Origin of the sequence: Kitasatospora sp. NPDC057904 (assembly GCF_042887925.1) — a bacterium.
In the GTDB taxonomy this organism is placed as follows: Bacteria; Actinomycetota; Actinomycetes; order Streptomycetales; family Streptomycetaceae; genus Kitasatospora.
In genome coordinates this window covers 21278-36649 of sequence record NZ_JBHVOL010000043.1, presented here as the reverse complement: position 1 = coordinate 36649, position 15372 = coordinate 21278, and the positions used below count along the sequence as shown (strand labels likewise).

11 protein-coding genes are annotated in these 15372 nt (G+C 74.0%); 8 read left to right on the top strand and 3 right to left on the bottom strand.

Features of this window, described 5'->3' with window-relative positions:
- Window positions 1-437 precede the first annotated feature (437 nt).
- The 8 genes from ACFVSN_RS44120 (at window position 438) to ACFVSN_RS44085 (ending at window position 12381) form a co-directional block, all read left to right on the top strand.
- On the top strand, window positions 438-1343 hold the full coding sequence (locus ACFVSN_RS44120) for an aKG-HExxH-type peptide beta-hydroxylase (RefSeq protein WP_387959161.1): 906 nt from the start codon (window positions 438-440) through the stop codon (window positions 1341-1343).
- A gap of 239 nt (window positions 1344-1582) precedes the next feature.
- Window positions 1583-1768 carry an FxSxx-COOH cyclophane-containing RiPP peptide gene (fxsA, locus tag ACFVSN_RS44115; protein WP_359962476.1) on the top strand — a complete coding sequence of 62 codons (186 nt, stop codon included), beginning with the start codon at window positions 1583-1585 and terminating at the stop codon, window positions 1766-1768.
- Window positions 1769-1802: 34 nt separating this feature from the next.
- On the top strand, window positions 1803-4181 hold the full coding sequence (locus ACFVSN_RS44110) for an FxsB family cyclophane-forming radical SAM/SPASM peptide maturase (protein ID WP_380439924.1): 2379 nt from the start codon (window positions 1803-1805) through the stop codon (window positions 4179-4181).
- Window positions 4182-4333: 152 nt separating this feature from the next.
- Window positions 4334-5056, top strand: a complete 723-nt coding sequence (locus tag ACFVSN_RS44105; RefSeq protein WP_380507498.1) for an aminoglycoside N(3)-acetyltransferase — start codon at window positions 4334-4336, stop codon at window positions 5054-5056.
- 99 nt (window positions 5057-5155) lie between these two features.
- Window positions 5156-5866 carry a hypothetical protein gene (locus ACFVSN_RS44100; protein WP_387959158.1) on the top strand — a complete coding sequence of 237 codons (711 nt, stop codon included), beginning with the start codon at window positions 5156-5158 and terminating at the stop codon, window positions 5864-5866.
- Window positions 5867-6003: 137 nt separating this feature from the next.
- Window positions 6004-7359: a TIR-like protein FxsC gene (locus tag ACFVSN_RS44095; protein ID WP_387959155.1), complete on the top strand. Its 1356-nt coding sequence runs from the start codon at window positions 6004-6006 to the stop codon at window positions 7357-7359.
- The gene (gene fxsT, locus ACFVSN_RS44090) at window positions 7356-11363 is read left to right on the top strand and encodes an FxSxx-COOH system tetratricopeptide repeat protein (RefSeq protein WP_387959153.1); all 4008 of its coding nucleotides are present in this window, start codon (window positions 7356-7358) and stop codon (window positions 11361-11363) included. The genes ACFVSN_RS44095 and fxsT overlap by 4 nt, the downstream gene beginning before the upstream one ends.
- A 55-nt stretch (window positions 11364-11418) precedes the next feature.
- Window positions 11419-12381, top strand: coding sequence for a 2-hydroxyacid dehydrogenase (locus ACFVSN_RS44085; protein WP_387959151.1), 963 nt, complete (start codon window positions 11419-11421; stop codon window positions 12379-12381).
- Between the two features lie 21 nt (window positions 12382-12402).
- On the opposite strand, the gene ACFVSN_RS44080 is transcribed toward ACFVSN_RS44085, so the two are convergent.
- The 3 genes from ACFVSN_RS44080 to ACFVSN_RS44070 all read right to left on the bottom strand — a co-directional run bounded on the left by ACFVSN_RS44080 (window position 12403) and on the right by ACFVSN_RS44070 (window position 15192).
- Window positions 12403-13257, bottom strand: a complete 855-nt coding sequence (locus ACFVSN_RS44080; protein ID WP_380440056.1) for an alpha/beta fold hydrolase — start codon at window positions 13255-13257, stop codon at window positions 12403-12405.
- 45 nt (window positions 13258-13302) lie between these two features.
- On the bottom strand, window positions 13303-14259 hold the full coding sequence (locus tag ACFVSN_RS44075) for a DUF4231 domain-containing protein (protein WP_380439936.1): 957 nt from the start codon (window positions 14257-14259) through the stop codon (window positions 13303-13305).
- 168 nt (window positions 14260-14427) lie between these two features.
- The gene (locus ACFVSN_RS44070; RefSeq protein WP_380439938.1) at window positions 14428-15192 is read right to left on the bottom strand and encodes a sugar isomerase domain-containing protein; all 765 of its coding nucleotides are present in this window, start codon (window positions 15190-15192) and stop codon (window positions 14428-14430) included.
- Window positions 15193-15372: the final 180 nt, after the last annotated feature.

The following is a 15372-nucleotide window of genomic DNA, read 5'->3' as shown; positions in this document are numbered from 1 at the left end:
GGTGTTCTCACCGTTGGCAGTCTGAAAATCACCCGTCACGCCCCTCTCCGCGGCCACCCCCTCCGCCACCCCCTCCCGCAGCCCGACCCTCTCGCCTGTGGGGGGAGGGGGAAGGGGGGTGGTTGAGGGGGGTGCGTTCGTGCGGCGGGGAGGGATGGGGGTAAGGAGGTGAGGGGGTGGGGGGTGCTTCGGCCGTTTGGGTTATGTGCGGCTGTTGGCGGCGTTTCCCGTCTGCCAGGGGGTGAGACTGCCGCCGGGTGGTATCGGACTGGGAGGACGTTGCGGTGACGGGTACGGGTGAGGCTGTGGCGGTCGGGGTGCCGGGCGCGCGGGGGGCGGACGGGTTGCCCCGGCACGGGGTGGACCGGGCGACGTTTCGGGCGATCGCGGGTGGGCGGGGAGGGGCGGGGGCTGTTCGGCTCCTGCGTGCGGGGCAGTTGAGCAAGCGGGCTCTGCTGCTGGTGGCGCTGCGCCGGGCGGCTCCGGAGGACGACGGGTACCACGCGGCGTACGCCGAGGTGCGCGCGCTGCAGCGGGCGGACCGGGTGCGGTGGGAAGAGGTGCTGCTGCGACCGGAGTTGGACGCCTGGGCGGCCGACTGCCTGCGCGGCCTGGCGGCTGGTGAGGATGTGCAGTTGGGTGGGCTGGGTGAGTTCGTGCGGCTCGGTGCCGGGCGTCCGCTGGCTCTGGAGTGCGACGGGCTGCGCTGGGCTCCGGTGATCGACCACGTCGGGCCGCACCGGGTGGACTACGGGCGGCCGCCGGCCGGGCCCCTGACGCCTTCCGAACTGGCCGTGTGGGAGGTGCGGTTGGCGGATGCGTGGGGGATTCTGGTGCGGCGGCACCGGTGGCACGCGGAGGCTGTTGCCGCTTGTGTCACCACGATCGTCCCGCTCCGGCCGGCTTCCGGCGGGGAGGCGGTGAGCGCGGCCGCCCGGCGCGCGTACGGCGCGGTGGCGGCTTCGCTGCCGGACGATCCGGTGCTGCTGGCGCTGGCCCTGGTGCACGAGTTCCTGCACGTCCAACTCGGCGCGCTGCTCGACCTCGTGCCGCTCCACCGGCCCAACGGCGCCGCCGTCTACCACGCTCCCTGGCGGCCGGACCTGCGCCCGGTCGGCGCGCTGCTGCAGGGGACGTACGCGCACCTGGGGGTGGCCGACTTCTGGCGGACCGAGGCCGCCTCGGGGGCCGGCCGGGAGCGTGCGGAGCGGGAGGGCGAGCGCTGGCGGGCGCACACGCTCTCGGCGGGTGAGACACTTTTGGCGAGCGGCGAACTCACCGACTACGGTCTGGAGTTCACGGCGGAAGTGGTGCGGTCCGTCCGCGAACCGGGTGGGGGATGACCGGTCGATTCGAACGGCGGCTCGAAGAATCCCGCTTCGGCGCGCGCCACGGCGAAGTGCGCGACCGCCGAACGGGTGAATTCTCGGCGTCCCACGCGCCACCGCACGGTGTCGGGCCGTTGCGGACACCAACGCGAAACCGCAAGGTGCCGCGCTGGTGCCTCGCGGGCACTACATTGGTCGCAACCGGGTGGCTTACCCACCCTCGGCAGGTCGTAACCGCGCCTAAGGAAACGAATATGACACCGGTAACCAGCATCAGGCCGGCCGGCAACCTGACTGACCCTCAGGAGACGCCGGAGCGCCCCTCCCTCGCCGATCTGGCCGCGCTGGGCGCGGAAGAGCTCGCCGAGAGCCTGCGGCGCGCACTCCCCGGCGCGGAATCCGGCCTCGTGCCGGTCGCGGCCTTCAACTCCTCGATCTGACCGGCGGGCCGAGACCGACCCTTCGAGTCAGACCATGACGACGCGAATTCCCCTGACGCAATTCGTGGTCAAGATGCACAGCCGGTGCGATCTCGCCTGCGACCACTGCTACGTCTACGAGCACGCCGACAGCAGCTGGCGCACCCGGCCGAAAACCGTCGGTGACGAGATCCTGGCCAAGGCCGCCGAACGCATCGGCGAGCACGCGGCCGCCCACCGGCTGCCCGCCGTCCGGGTCGTCCTGCACGGGGGAGAACCCCTGCTCGCCGGCCCGGACCGGCTGCGCCGCGCCGCCGAGGAGCTCCGGGCGGCGCTCCCGCCCGGCTGCGCCCTCGACCTGCGCATCCACACCAACGGCGTGCTGCTGAGCCGTGCCTTCTGCGAGCTGTTCGCCGAACTGGGCGTCCGCGTCGGCATCTCGCTCGACGGGGACCGCGCGGCCAACGACCGCCACCGGCGCTTCGCCGACGGGCGCAGCAGCCACCCGCAGGTCCTGCGGGCCGTCGCGCTGCTGCGCGAGCCCGCGTACCGGCACCTGTTCGCCGGACTGCTGTGCACGATCGACGTCGAGAACGATCCGGTCGCGGTCTACCGGGCCCTGGTCGAACTCCAGCCACCCGCCGTCGACTTCCTGCTCCCGCACGCCACCTGGGACGACCCGCCGAAACGTCCCTCCACGCTCGGGCCGACCCCGTACGCCGACTGGCTGCTCGCCGTCCACGAGCTGTGGGAGGCGGACCGGCGGCCGTTCGCCGTGCGGACCTTCGAGTCCGTCCACCGGACGCGGCGCGGCTTCTCCAGCCTCACCGAGTCGCTCGGCCTGGAGCCCTCCGACCTCGCGGTGCTGGAGACGGACGGTACGTTCGAGCAGGCCGACAGCCTGAAGACCGCGTACGACGGCGCCCCCGCCACCGGGCTGAACGTCTTCGAGCACACCCTCGACGACCTCGCCGGGCACCCCGGCGTCGCCGCCCGCCAGTCCGGTCTCGCCGGCCTCTGCGGCACCTGCCGCACCTGCCCCGTCGTCCGGAGCTGCGGAGGCGGTCTGTACGCCCACCGCTATCGGAGCGACGATGGGGGAGGCGGCTTCGACAACCCCTCCGTCTACTGCGGGGACCTCATGGCGCTCATCAACGGCGTGGCGGCGTACGGCGGTGCGGTGGCCGTCCCTGCCCAGAACGCCGCCCCGGTCGTGCCGGCCGCGCTCGCCGACCACCAGCTCGACGAGCTCGCCCGGGGCTACGGGAGCGCGGACACCGTCCACGCCCTCGGCCGCTCCCAACTCGCCCTCACCCGGGCGATGCTGGCCGCCGCCTGGGACGCCTCCGGACAGGGGCGGGCCGAGGCGTGGTCACTGCTGGCCGCGCTGGACGTCGCCGCCCCCGCCGCCGTCGACGCCGTCCTCGCCCACCCGTACGCGCGCGCCTGGGCCGCCCGGCGGCTCGCCGGGGACCTCGGCACCGGGCTCGGGCCGCTGGCCGCGCTCGCCGCGGCCGCCGCGGTGCGAGCCGCCCGGGGCGACGCGGTGGCCGTGCCGGTGCGCGGCGGGTGGCTGCACCTGCCGACGCTCGGGCGCCTAGCCCTCCCGGACGGGGAGGCCGTCGTGACGGGCACGGCGGACGGCCTCTCCGTCCGCGCCTCCGACGGGACCGTCCGCACCCTGCTGGACGAGCCGCTGCGGCGGGTCCGGCTGGCGGGCGGGTGGACGGTCGCGCTGGAGGACGTCGACCCGCTGCGCGACAGTCACGCCCACGCGGTGTCGGCCCGTCTCTCGGGCGGCGAACTCCTCGACTGGACGGGTGCGTTGCGCGAGTCCTGGGAACTGCTCGGGCGGGACCTGCCCGGGTACGCGGAGGGCATCCGGGCCGGCCTCACGACGGTGACCCCGTTGCGGCCGGGCCCCGCGGGCCGGGACGTCAGCTCGGCGGCTCGGCAGGCCTTCGGCGCGGTGGGCATCGCCCGCCCGGCGACGGCGCCGACGCTCGCCCTCCTGCTGGCCCACGAGTTCCAGCACGTGAAGTTGGGCGCGGTGCTCGACCTCACGGACCTGTACGACCGAGGCGACGACACGCTGTACTTCGCGCCCTGGCGGCCCGACCCCCGGCCGCTGGAGGGCCTGCTCCAGGGAACGTACGCCCACCTGGCGGTCACGGAGTACTGGGGCACCCGCACGCTCGCCTACGACGGGCTGCCGGGCGAGGCCGCGGACCGGGCCCGGCGCGAGTTCGCGCTGTGGCGGCGGTACACCGCGGAAGCCGTCGAGCGGCTGGCCGGTTCGGGCGCGCTGACCGCGCTCGGATTGCGCTTCGCCGACGGCATGCGTGCCACCGTGGCCCCCTGGCTGGCCGTACCGCTGCCCGCGGCGGCCGAACGGGCGGCCGATCGGGCCCGGCGGGAACACGCCGCGGTCTGACCACCATCCACCCGCCCCGGGGCTCCCTCACCCGGGGCCCATGATCCCGGGGTACCGTCATCCTCACCGAATCCCGCGCCGGCAGCGTCGCCGCCGCACCACTCGCCCTGCTCGCCCGTGAATTCACCGAAATCGGAGTCCGCGCGGGTGCGGTGCTCCACGTCCAGGCGTCCCTGCGTGCGCTCGGCCCGGTGCCCGGCGGCGCGACGACGGTGGTCGAGGCCCTGCTCGAAGCCCTGCGGGACGAGGAGGGGGAAGGCACCCTCGTCGCCTACACGGCGACCCCGGAGAACTCGGCCACCTCCCGGATCCACCGGGCCGAGACCGCCGGGCTCTCTCCGGAGCGCCGGGCCGAGCACCTCGACCGGATGCTGCCGTTCGATCCGGCCAGTACGCCGTGCTCGCCGACCATGGGGACGCTCTCGGAGACGATCCGCACGCATCGGCGTGCCCGGCGCAGCGACCACCCCCAGACGTCCTGGGCGGCCGTCGGCAAGCACGCCCGGGCGATCACCGCGCACCACCCGCTCACCTCCCACCTCGGCCCAGAGTCCCCGCTGGGCCGCCTCTACGACCTCGACGCCCAGGTCCTGATGATCGGCGTCCCGATCGCCCGCTTCACCGGCTTCCACCTCGCCGACCTGCGGATGCCCGACGTCCCCCAGCGCGAGTACCGCTGCGTCGGCCCGGACGGCTGGACCACCTTCAAGGCCCCGGACCTCGACGACCTCCACTTCGCCGACCTGGGAGCCCGGGTCCTCGCCGCCTCCACCACCCTCACCACCCGCCGCATCGGCACCGCCCACTGCCGCCTGATCTCCCTCCGGGAGGCCGTCGACCTGGCCGAACACGTCCTGCGCCGATCCCGGTCCTGAGCCGTCCGACTGTCGCCAACGGCACACGGGCTCGCCCGCCGTTCCGGGCGGGCCCGCACGTAGGATCCGCGCAGGTGTTCGTTGTGCGAAGGGTTCGACGTGGGTGTCAAGCGGGCTGCTGTGGTCGGCGGGGTCGTGCTGGCCCTGGCCGGGCTTGCCGGGTGCGGGAGCGGTGACGAACCGGCCATGAGTGCCGGGACGGTGCTGGAACAGGGGCACAAGCAGTTCGCCCAGGCTGCGTCGGTGAAGATCACCGGGAGCGAGAGCGACTCGGGGCAGAAGATGACCTTCGCCGTGTCGGCCGCGGCCGGCGGGGACTGCACGGGGTCGTTCGACTTCGGGGACCAGGGGAAGGCCGAGCTGCTGCGCAGCGGCGGGCAGACGCTGTTCAAGGAGGACGAGCGGCTGCTGGCCAGGCTCGGCGGGGACAAGGCGGTGGCGGCCGGAAAGGACCACTGGCTGCGGATCAAGGACGGGGACGACCTGCAGACCGTCACCACGTTCTGCGACCTCAAGAGCACGCCCGTCTTCGGGGACGGCGACTGGTACAAGGACGTCGCGTCCGAGGGGACCGCGACCGTGGACGGGCGGAAGGCCGCCGGGATCCTCGCGACCTCGTCCAAGGACGGATCGTTCGAGGGGTACGTCGCCACGGACGGGCCCGCGCGGCCCCTCCGGGTCGAGTCGCCGCACGTGGGCGGGAGTTCGGACGGCACCACGATGGACTTCTCGGACTACGACGCCCCCGTCACCGTCAGCCTCCCGCCCGCTGATCGGATCATCGATCTGGACTCCCTCAAGCAGAGCTGACCAGCACGTCGTTTCGGTCATGTCAATTCGTGCGAGTCGTTGTGCTATTCCATTGGGGTGCCAGTCGTTCCTACACTGAAGCCCCGCGCACGGGGGCTGCGGGGAACAGGTTGCCGGCGGGCCCGGGGGAGGCGCGTGTGAACGACCGGGGCTGGGACGAGGACGACGCCAGGCCGTACTTCTTCCTCTCCTACGCCCACACCCCGAGGTCGGGCGCGCGCGGTGCCGGGGATCCGAACCACTGGGTGCGCCAGCTGTACCGGGACCTGTGCGAGGCGGTGCTCCAACTGACCACCGTGCCCGCCGGGGTGCCGGTGGGGTTCATGGACGAGTCCATGCACCAGGGCGAGTTGTGGGCGGAGCGGCTGTCGGAGGAACTGGCCAACTGCCGGGTGTTCGTGCCGCTGTACTCGCCGCGGTACTTCAACAGCGTTCCGTGCGGCCAGGAATGGCACGCCTTCACCCGGCGGCCGGTCTATCCGGCGAACCTCGATTCCGAGCGCACCAGCGGGATCGTGCCGGTCTTATGGGCGCCGATGAGCCGCTACAAACTGCCCAGGGTGGCCGGCGACCTCCAGTTCAACCACACGAGCTTCGGGCCGGACTACGCCACCGAGGGCCTGTACGCGCTGATGAAGCTCACCTACTTCCGCGCCGCCTACGAGCTGGCCGTGCACCGGCTGGCCGCGCGGATCGTGCAGGTCGCCGAGGAGACGGTGATCCCGGTCGGGCGGCGGCTGGACTTCAACTCCCTGCCCAGCGCGTTCAACGTCACCGCGCCCACCAAGCAGCTCCGGATCTCCGTCCTCTCCTACCACCAGGGCGAGTTGCCCGAGGACCGCAGCCCCGACTACTACGGCGCCAAGCGCACCGACTGGCACCCCTACCGCCCCTCCGGCTCCCCGATCGCCCAGCACGCGGTGCGCCTCGCGCGGCAGTTGGGCTTCCAGCCGACCGTGCACGAGTTCGACGACGAGGCCGAGGCGATCATCGGCGGCGAGGCCGCCGCGCCCGGGCTGCTCCTGCTGGACCGCTGGGCGCTGTGCGACGAGCGCCGCCGCGAGCTGGTCCGGCGCTTCGACCGCTCGGACGCCACCTGGGTGGGCGTCCTGGAGCCGTGGAACATGGACGACCCGGAGTGCCAGGAACGCGAGCGCGAGCTCGGCGAACTGAGCGACCGCACGCTGCGGATCACCCGCCGGGCCAGCCGCCCGAGCTTCCTCGGCGCGACCGGCACCGCCGGGCTCACCAGCCTCGACGACTTCGACGACGCGCTGCCCCGGGCCGCGATGAAGGCCAAGTACGCCTTCGAGAGCCGCACCCGGGCCGAGCCGGACGACCCCCCGGCGCCGCGGCCCAACCTGCGGGACGCGTTCCGGCGCGAACCCGACCCCTTCGGACCTGGCCCCACCGACCGCGACGACCACCCAGACCGCGACGACACCGACGACGACCCCGGCTACGGGACGGCGCCCGTGGGAGGACCCAGATGAGTGACAACACCACCAGGAACCTCCGCCTCGGGGGGCTCACCGCCGCCGACCTGGCCGCGCAGCGCGAGGCCCGCGGCCAGGCGCAGGAACAGGACCGCGGCGGGCGGATCATCACGTTCTACTCGTACAAGGGCGGCACCGGCCGCACCATGGCGCTCGCCAACACGGCCTGGATCCTGGCCGCCAACGGCTACCGCGTGCTCACCGTCGACTGGGACCTGGAGGCGCCCGGCCTGGCCAAGTTCTTCCACCCCTTCCTCGACCCGGCCTCCCTCGCCGGCACCACCGGCATGATGGACCTGATCGCCGAGTACCGGGAGGAGGCGCTGCGCCCGGTCGAGCACGCCGAGGGCTGGCACCTCGACTTCGCCCGCGTCCACCCGCACGCCCTGTCGCTGTCCTGGCCGCTGTTCCCGCGCGGCGGCAGCCTCGACTTCCTCTCCGCCGGCCAGTTCAACCGGGACTACTCGGAGGCCGTCACCCACCTGGACTGGGACATCTTCTACGACCGGTTCGACGGCGGGCAGTTCTTCGACGCCCTCAAGGCCGACATGGCCAAGCGCTACGACTACGTCCTGATCGACTCCCGCACCGGCCTGTCCGACATCGCCGAGATCTGCACCGTGCAGATGCCCGACGACCTCGTCGTCTGCTTCACCCTCAGCGACCAGTCGATCGACGGCGCCTCCCGGATCGCCCAGCACATCCACGACCGCTACCGCGAGCGCGGCATCCGCATCCTGCCCGTCCCGATGCGCATCGACGAGGGCGAGAAGGAGAAGGCGGACGCCGGCCGCGCCCTCGCCCGGGTGCGCTTCGACGGGCTGCCGGCCGGCCTGGGCGGCGAGGAACTCGCCCAGTACTGGGGCTCGGTGGAGATCCCGTACCGGCCGTTCTACGCCTACGAGGAGATCCTCGCGACCTTCGGCGACCAGCCCGGCACGCCCACCTCGATGCTCGCCGCGTGCGAGCGGCTGACCTCCGTCATCACCGAGGGCCGGGTCACCAACCTGCCGGCGGTGGACGAGGAGGTGCGGCTGCGCTACGTCGACGCGTTCACCCGCCGCCGCCCCTCCGTGCCCGCCGACCTCTACCTGTCGTACGTGCCCGAGGACCGGATGTGGGCGGACTGGATCGAGTCCGTCCTCACCCGGGCCGGCTTCCGGGTGCTGCCGCGGGACCTCAGCGCCGGCACCGACCCGCGCGAGGAGACCGAGCGCGGCATCGACGCCGCCTACCGGACGGTCGCCGTGCTCTCGCCCGCCTACCAGCGCTCCCCGCAGGCCCGGGCCCTGTGGGAGTCCGTGGTCAGCTCCGACCCGTCCGGGACGCGCCGCCAGCTCGTGCCCGTCCGGGTCGGCGACGTGCGGCTCACCGCGCCGTTCAGCAACCGCAACCCGGTCGACCTGGTGGGCCGCGACGAGGCGCAGTCCGTCCAGACGCTGCTGCGCGCGCTCGGCCGCGGCGAGGCCGCCCTGCCGGAGGGCAACGGCGGCGGGCCGCGCTTCCCCGGCAGCAAGCCCGCCGTGTGGGACGTCCCGCCGCGCAACCCGTCCTTCACCGGCCGCGCCGCCGTCCTGGAGCAGCTGCGCAACCAGCTGCGCGGCGGCATGGCGGCCGTCCTGCCCACCCCGCAGACGCTGTACGGGCTCGGCGGCGTCGGCAAGACCCAGGTCGCCCTGGAGTACGCGCACCGGTTCATGTCCGACTACGACCTGGTGTGGTGGATCGACGCCGAGCAGACCGAGCTCGTCGCCCCCGCCCTCGCCGAACTGGCCCGGCGCCTGGGCCTGCGCGTCGGCGACTCCGTCACCGAGGCCGCCGAGGCCGCCCGGGAGGCACTGCGCCTGGGCCGGCCCACCGCGCGCTGGCTGCTGATCTTCGACAACGCCGACGAGCCGTCCGAGATCCGCCGCTTCTTCCCCGGCGGCTCCGGCCACATCCTGGTGACCTCCCGCAACCAGGCCTGGACCGGGCACGCCGAGGCCCTGGAGGTCGACGTCTTCACCCGCGGCGAGAGCGTCGAGCACCTGTGCCGGCGCGCCCGCGGCCTGTCCCGGGCGGACGCCGACCGGGTCGCCGAGGCCGTCGGCGACCTGCCGCTCGCCGTCGAGGTCGCCGCCGCGTGGCTGGACACCACCGGCACCCCGGTCGAGACGTACGTCACCCAGCTGCACGCCGAGGCCGCCCGCGCGCTGGCCGTCGCCCGGCCCGCCGACTACCCGACCCCGGTCGGCGCCACCTGGAACGTCTCCATCGGCCGGCTGCGCCAGCAGTCCCCGGCCGCCGTGCGGCTGCTCCAGCTGTGCGCGTTCTTCGCGCCCGAGCCGATCTCGATGAACCTCTTCTACAGCGACCAGATGATCCGGGCGCTGGTGAAGTACGACGCCGACCTCAGCGACAAGTTCATGCTGGGCAAGGTCATCCAGGCCATCGGCCGCTACGCGCTCGCCAAGGTCGACGCCGGCAGCAACAGCTTCCAGGTGCACCGGCTCGTCCAGGCCGTGATCCGGGCCGAGATGACCGAAGAGGAGCAGGAGGTCGCCGTCCACGAGGTGCACCGCATCCTCACCGGCGCCCGGCCCGTCCTCGGCGACACCGACGACCCCGCCAACTGGCCCGCCTTCGACGAGATCTGGCCGCACCTGTCGCCCTCCAAGGCGCACAACTGCGACGAGGCCGACACCCGCCAGCTGCTCATCGACCGCGTCCGCTACCTGTGGAAGCGCGGCGAGCTCGACCGCGCCCGCGACCTCGGCCACGCCCTGGACACCGAGTGGACCCGCAAGCTCGGCGAGGGCGACCGGCAGACCCTCCTCCTGCGCTTCCAGCTCGCCAACGTCCTGCGCTCCCAGGGCAACTACGCCGAGGCCCTGGCCCTGGACGAGGACACCCTGGAGCGCCAGCGCGGCCTGCTCGGCGAGCACCACGCCTACACCCTGATGACGGCCGGCTCGCTCGGCGCCGACCGCCGGGCCCTCGGCCGGTTCCAGGCCGCCCTCGAACTCGACCGCGAGATCCTCTCCCAGTTCCGCGAGCTGTTCGGCGACGACCACCCGCGCACCCTCGCCATGGCCAACAACCTGGCGATCGACTACCGGCTCGTCGGCGAGAGCGAACTCGCCCGCGAACTCGACCAGGAGACCCTCGACCGGCGCACCGCCGTCCTCGGCCCCAAGCACCCCTACACCCTCTCCACCAAGTCCAACCTCGCCCGCGACCTGCGCGAACTCGGCGACTACCAGGGCTCGGTGGAACTCCTCCAGGAGGTCACCGCCGACCTCGGCGACGTCCTCGACCCCGACCTGCCGGAGAACCTGCGCAACGCCAAGTCGCTGGCCGTCTCGCTGCGCCGGATCGGCCAGCTCGCCGAGGCCCGCCGGATCACCAAGGAGACCTACGAGCGCTACCTGGAGCGCTACGGCGCCGACGCCCCCGACGCGCTCGCCTGCGCGCTCAACCTGGCCGCCGACCACAGCGCCTCCGGCGACAAGGAGACCGCGCGGGACCTGTGCGCGACCGTGTTCGAGGGCCACCGGCGGCTGTTCGGCGACGAGCACCCGTTCACCCTGGCCTGCGCCAACAACCTCGGCATCTACCTGCGCGGCAGCGGCGACGTCCCGGGCGCCATCGAGCGCGGCCGGGCCACCGTCGACGGGCTCACCCGCTCCGTCGGGCCGGACCACCCCTACACCCTCAACGCGATGATCAACCTGGCCAACGCGTACGGCGACGACGGGCAGACCCAGCGCGCCGAGGAACTGGGCCGCGCCGCCTACGAGGGCCTGTGCGCCCGCTACACCCCCCGGCACCCGGACGCCGTCGCCTGCGAGGCCAACCTGGCGATCACCCTGCGGGCGGCCGCGCGGCACGGCCAGGCGGCGGAACTGCGGGCCCGCTCGATCGCCGAGCTGATCCGGCAGTTCGGCGAGGAGCACCCCAACACGGTGTCGGCACGCGGCTGGAAGCGGATCAACCGGGACCTGGAACCGCAGCCGGTGTGACGCGTCGAGGAACGTTCGCAGGGACGTTCAGGGGGGCGGGGTACGCTCCGGAGCCATGACTACCCCGCCCCCGGTCCTGGTCACCCGCCGCCTCGCGCCCGGGGTGATCGAACGGCTCACCGCGCACCACGCCGCCACCTGCCACGACTCCGACTGCTCGATGCCCCGGCCGGAGCTGCTGGCCGCCCTGCCCGGCCGCCGGGCCGTCCTCACCACCCTGGACGACCGGGTGGACGCCGAGTTCCTCGACGCCGCCGGGCCGCGGCTGCGGATCGTCGCCAACCACGCCGTCGGCTACCACAACGTCGACGTGGCGGCCTGTGCCGAACGGGGGGTGCTCGTCACCAACACCCCCGGCGTGCTCACCACCGCCACCGCCGACATGGCCTGGGCGCTGCTGCTCGCCGCCACCCGCCGGCTCGGCGAGGGCGAACGGCTGCTGCGCTCCGGGCAGCCGTGGGTGTGGGCGCCGAACTTCCTGCTCGGCATGGAGCTGTCCGGCACCCCGCTCGGCATCCTCGGCATGGGCCGGATCGGGCAGGCCGTCGCCCGGCGGGCGCGCGGCTTCGACATGCCCGTGAGCTACCACAACCGGAGCGAACTGCCGCCGGAGCGGGCCGAGGGCGCGCGGTGGAAGCCGCTGGACGAGCTGCTCGCGACGTCCACGGTGCTGGTCGTCACCTGCCCGCTCGGTGCGGCCACCCGGCACCTGCTGGACGCCCGGCGGCTGGCGCGACTGCCGCGCGGGGCCGTCGTGGTGAGCATGACGGCGGGCGTGGTCGACGAGGCGGCGCTCGCGGCCGCCCTGGAGTCCGGCGCGCTGTTCGCCGCGGCCGTCGACAACTTCGAGCACGAGCCCGCGGTGCCGTCCGCCCTGCTCGCCCAGGAGCGCGCCGTGCTGGCCCCGCACCTCGGCAGCGCCACCGTGGCCACCCGTCAGGCGATGGGCGGGCTGGCCGTCGACAACGTCCTGGCGGTGCTGGCCGGGGACGAGCCGCTGACGCCCGTGAAGGCCTGACGCCGGTGAAGGCCTGACGCCCTAGCCGGCGGCCCAGGCCAGGGCGGTGGTCAGCACCCGGAAGGCACCGAAGTGCGCGGCGCCGGGCTCCAGGAAGAGCTCGGCGCCCGGGATGTGGTCGGCCAGCCAGCGGGAGTGCTCGACCGGCGAGAACTGGTCGTCCGCGCCGTGCCACAGCCAGGTCGGCACCGCGATGTCCTCGCACTTGAAACCCCAGTCGGCGGTGAACGCCAGCACGTCGTCGATCCAGCCGTCCGCGCCGTGCCGGAACGCCTCCCGGTAGTTGCTCTGCAGCATCCGCCGCAGCCCGCTGTCGGCCACCACCATCCGGTCGGCGGGCGACAGTTCGGGCCGCAGGCCCTTCAGCAGCCGGACCGGGTCGTCCTTGATCTGGCGGGAGCGGAACTCCATCGTGTCCGCGATCCGGTCGTGGCCGCGCTCCGCCTCCCGGTAGGCGCGGACGTTCGACGGGGTCATCCCCGCGTACCAGTCCAGGCCGGTCGCGTTGCGCGGCGCGAGCCCCACCAGCACCGCCACCCGGCTCACCCGCTCCGGCAGCAGCGCCGCGCAGGCCAGCGCGTGCGGGCCGCCGCCGGAGCGGCCCAGCACCGCGAAGGCCTCGAGGCCGAGGTCGTCCGCGATGGTCCGCACGTCGGCCGCCGCCGCGCTCACCCGCCGCCCGACCTGCCGGGTCGAATCGCCGTACCCGGGCCGGTCGTAGGAGATCAGGCGCACCCCCAGCCGGTACAGCACGGTGCTGCGCGGGTGCGGGCCGACCCTGCTGCCCGGCATGCCGTGCAGCAGGAACACCGGACGGCCGCGCGGATCGCCCAGGGATTCCACGGCGAGTGCGCGTCCGCCCGGGGCCTTGACCATTCGTAACGCCACGCGCCTGCCTCCTGAGTGTCACCGGTGGGGGGGTCACCGGTCGGTGGTGGTGCGGATCTCCCGGCGGGCCTGCCAGGTGGTGTGCTCCCGGGACACCGCGTCCTCGGCGTCCCGGGCCAGCCGGGCCCAGATCTCCTCGGCGTCCGCCGACTCCAGCTCCAGCGCCGCCAGTTGGCGCCGGATCTGGTCCAGCTCGTCGGCCGCGAGGCCGTACGCCGCGGCCAGCGGACGGTACTGGCGCAGCTGCGCCCACGCGGCGACGGACGCGGCCACCGCCGAGACCGTGCCGAGCGCGTCGTAGGTGAACGCGCCGAGCGCCCGCAGCACCGCGAGCACCAGCCCGAGGGCGGGCAGCACCACGCCGAGCACACCGGTCCAGAAGCCCGCCCGGGCGCAGTACCGGGACTTCGAGCGGTACCACGCGTGCTGCACCTCGATCCGCTCGCGCAGGTACACCTCGCGGCGGACGGCCAGCGGCTGCGCGCGCAGGTCGCGCATCGCGTCGGTGATCCCGGCGGGCCCGGCGAGCGGTTCCCCGCCCGGTTCCGCGCCCGGCGGCGACCCGACCGCCGGGCCGCCGCGGAAGGCGCCCAGCACCCGGCCGAGCTGGAAGCGGTACAGGCCCTCGGCGTCCGGCAGGGCGCGCGGCGGCGGCTGGTAGGCGTCGGCCCGCACGGCGAACTTCCAGGCGAGCGTCTTCACCGACTCCGCGGCGGCCCGGCCCTCGTACCAGAGGCCCTGCGGGTTCTGCCGGCCGATCACCACGGCGAACCCGATTGCGCCGAGGTAGGCGACGGCGGCCGGCCAGGCCCACGCCTCGCCGTCGGCCGAGCCGGTCGCGGCGGCGACGAGGAGCAGGACCAGCTCCCACGCGGAGAGCACCACCGAGCGGTGCTGCCCGTGCAGCGAGGCGGAGTCGGCGGCCCAGAAGAGGTCGGGCAGGAGGTCCCGCTCCCGCACCCACCCGGTACGCCCCGCACCAGACGCCATGTTCGGCCCCCACCCGTCGCTCCGGTCGCACCCCTTCCCTGCCCCGGCGGGCTCCCCGGTACGCCTGCCGCCCGGCCGTCCGGCCCGCAATGGCCGGGAACCCCCGGGTGGTTGTCCGGCGGGCGGCCCGGGGCCCGGCGGGAGCGGCCCGGGGGCCGTGGGTGCGGCTCAGTAGGTGTAGAAGATCCGTTCCGCGTTGTCGCTCATCTGCCGGACGTTCCACTCCGTCCCGCCCGGCACGTTGCCCGAGCGGAACAGCGGCGGCGCCTCCGCGGTGCCGGCCTGCGCCGCCTCCGCCAGGCGGCCCACGGCGGAGGCGACGACGGCCTGCATCAGGGCGCTGGTGACGATCGTCGAGACCGGGCCGAACGTCGTGCGGGCGCCCGGGTGGGTCAGCTCGCCGTCGCCGACCGCGATCTTGCTGTCCAGCACGACGTCGCAGTTGTCCTTCAGGTACGTCCCCGACGGGTGCGCCGAGGGCACCTCGCCCGGGTACGCGAGCGAGGTGACCCCGATCACCTTCAGCCCGCGGTCGCGCGCGTACCGGGCCAGCTCGACCGGCATGACCTGGCGGCCGGACAGCGAGATCACGAAGAGCACGTCGCCCGCCGTCGCCGGGGTGAGGTCCAGGCTCGTCGTGGCCAGGCCGGACACCCGCTCCAGGGCGCTCGCCAGCGGCGCGGGCATCACCGTCACCCCGGCCATCCCGGGCACGTTCAGCAGGTTGACCGGCACCAGCCCGCCCGCCCGGTAGACCACGTCCTGCGCGGGCAGCGAGGAGTGCCCGGCACCGAAGGTGAAGACCCGGCGGCCCTGCGCGACCGCCTCGGCGAGCAGCGCGGCGGCGGCCTCGATCGGCTCGGCCTCCTCCTCGCGGACCCGCTGGAGATGGGCGATCGCGGCGTCGAAGTACCGGCCGACCAGGTCGTTCATCTGGTGCCTCCGCTCTCTGCCGGTGAGGGAGCCGGCCCGGGTGGGGCGGCCCGGAAGGTCCCGGCCGCCAGTGGAGAAAGCTACGGCGAGCACGGTGGTGCCTCGGCGGTCCCGCTGTCAACAGGAACGAAAACCGGTACCGGAAGCCCCCGGGCGGGCCCGGTTGTCGGGCCGGTACGT

Bases quoted from the DNA above. Each gene is read 5' to 3' on its own strand.
- fxsA (WP_359962476.1), top strand. From the start codon at position 1,583: ATGACACCGGTAACCAGCATCAGGCCGGCCGGCAACCTGACTGACCCT.
- ACFVSN_RS44110 (WP_380439924.1), top strand. From the start codon at position 1,803: ATGACGACGCGAATTCCCCTGACGCAATTCGTGGTCAAGATGCACAGC.
- fxsT (WP_387959153.1), top strand. From the start codon at position 7,356: ATGAGTGACAACACCACCAGGAACCTCCGCCTCGGGGGGCTCACCGCC.
- ACFVSN_RS44085 (WP_387959151.1), top strand. From the start codon at position 11,419: ATGACTACCCCGCCCCCGGTCCTGGTCACCCGCCGCCTCGCGCCCGGG.
- ACFVSN_RS44080 (WP_380440056.1), bottom strand. From the start codon at position 13,257: ATGGTCAAGGCCCCGGGCGGACGCGCACTCGCCGTGGAATCCCTGGGC.
- ACFVSN_RS44075 (WP_380439936.1), bottom strand. From the start codon at position 14,259: ATGGCGTCTGGTGCGGGGCGTACCGGGTGGGTGCGGGAGCGGGACCTC.
- ACFVSN_RS44070 (WP_380439938.1), bottom strand. From the start codon at position 15,192: ATGAACGACCTGGTCGGCCGGTACTTCGACGCCGCGATCGCCCATCTC.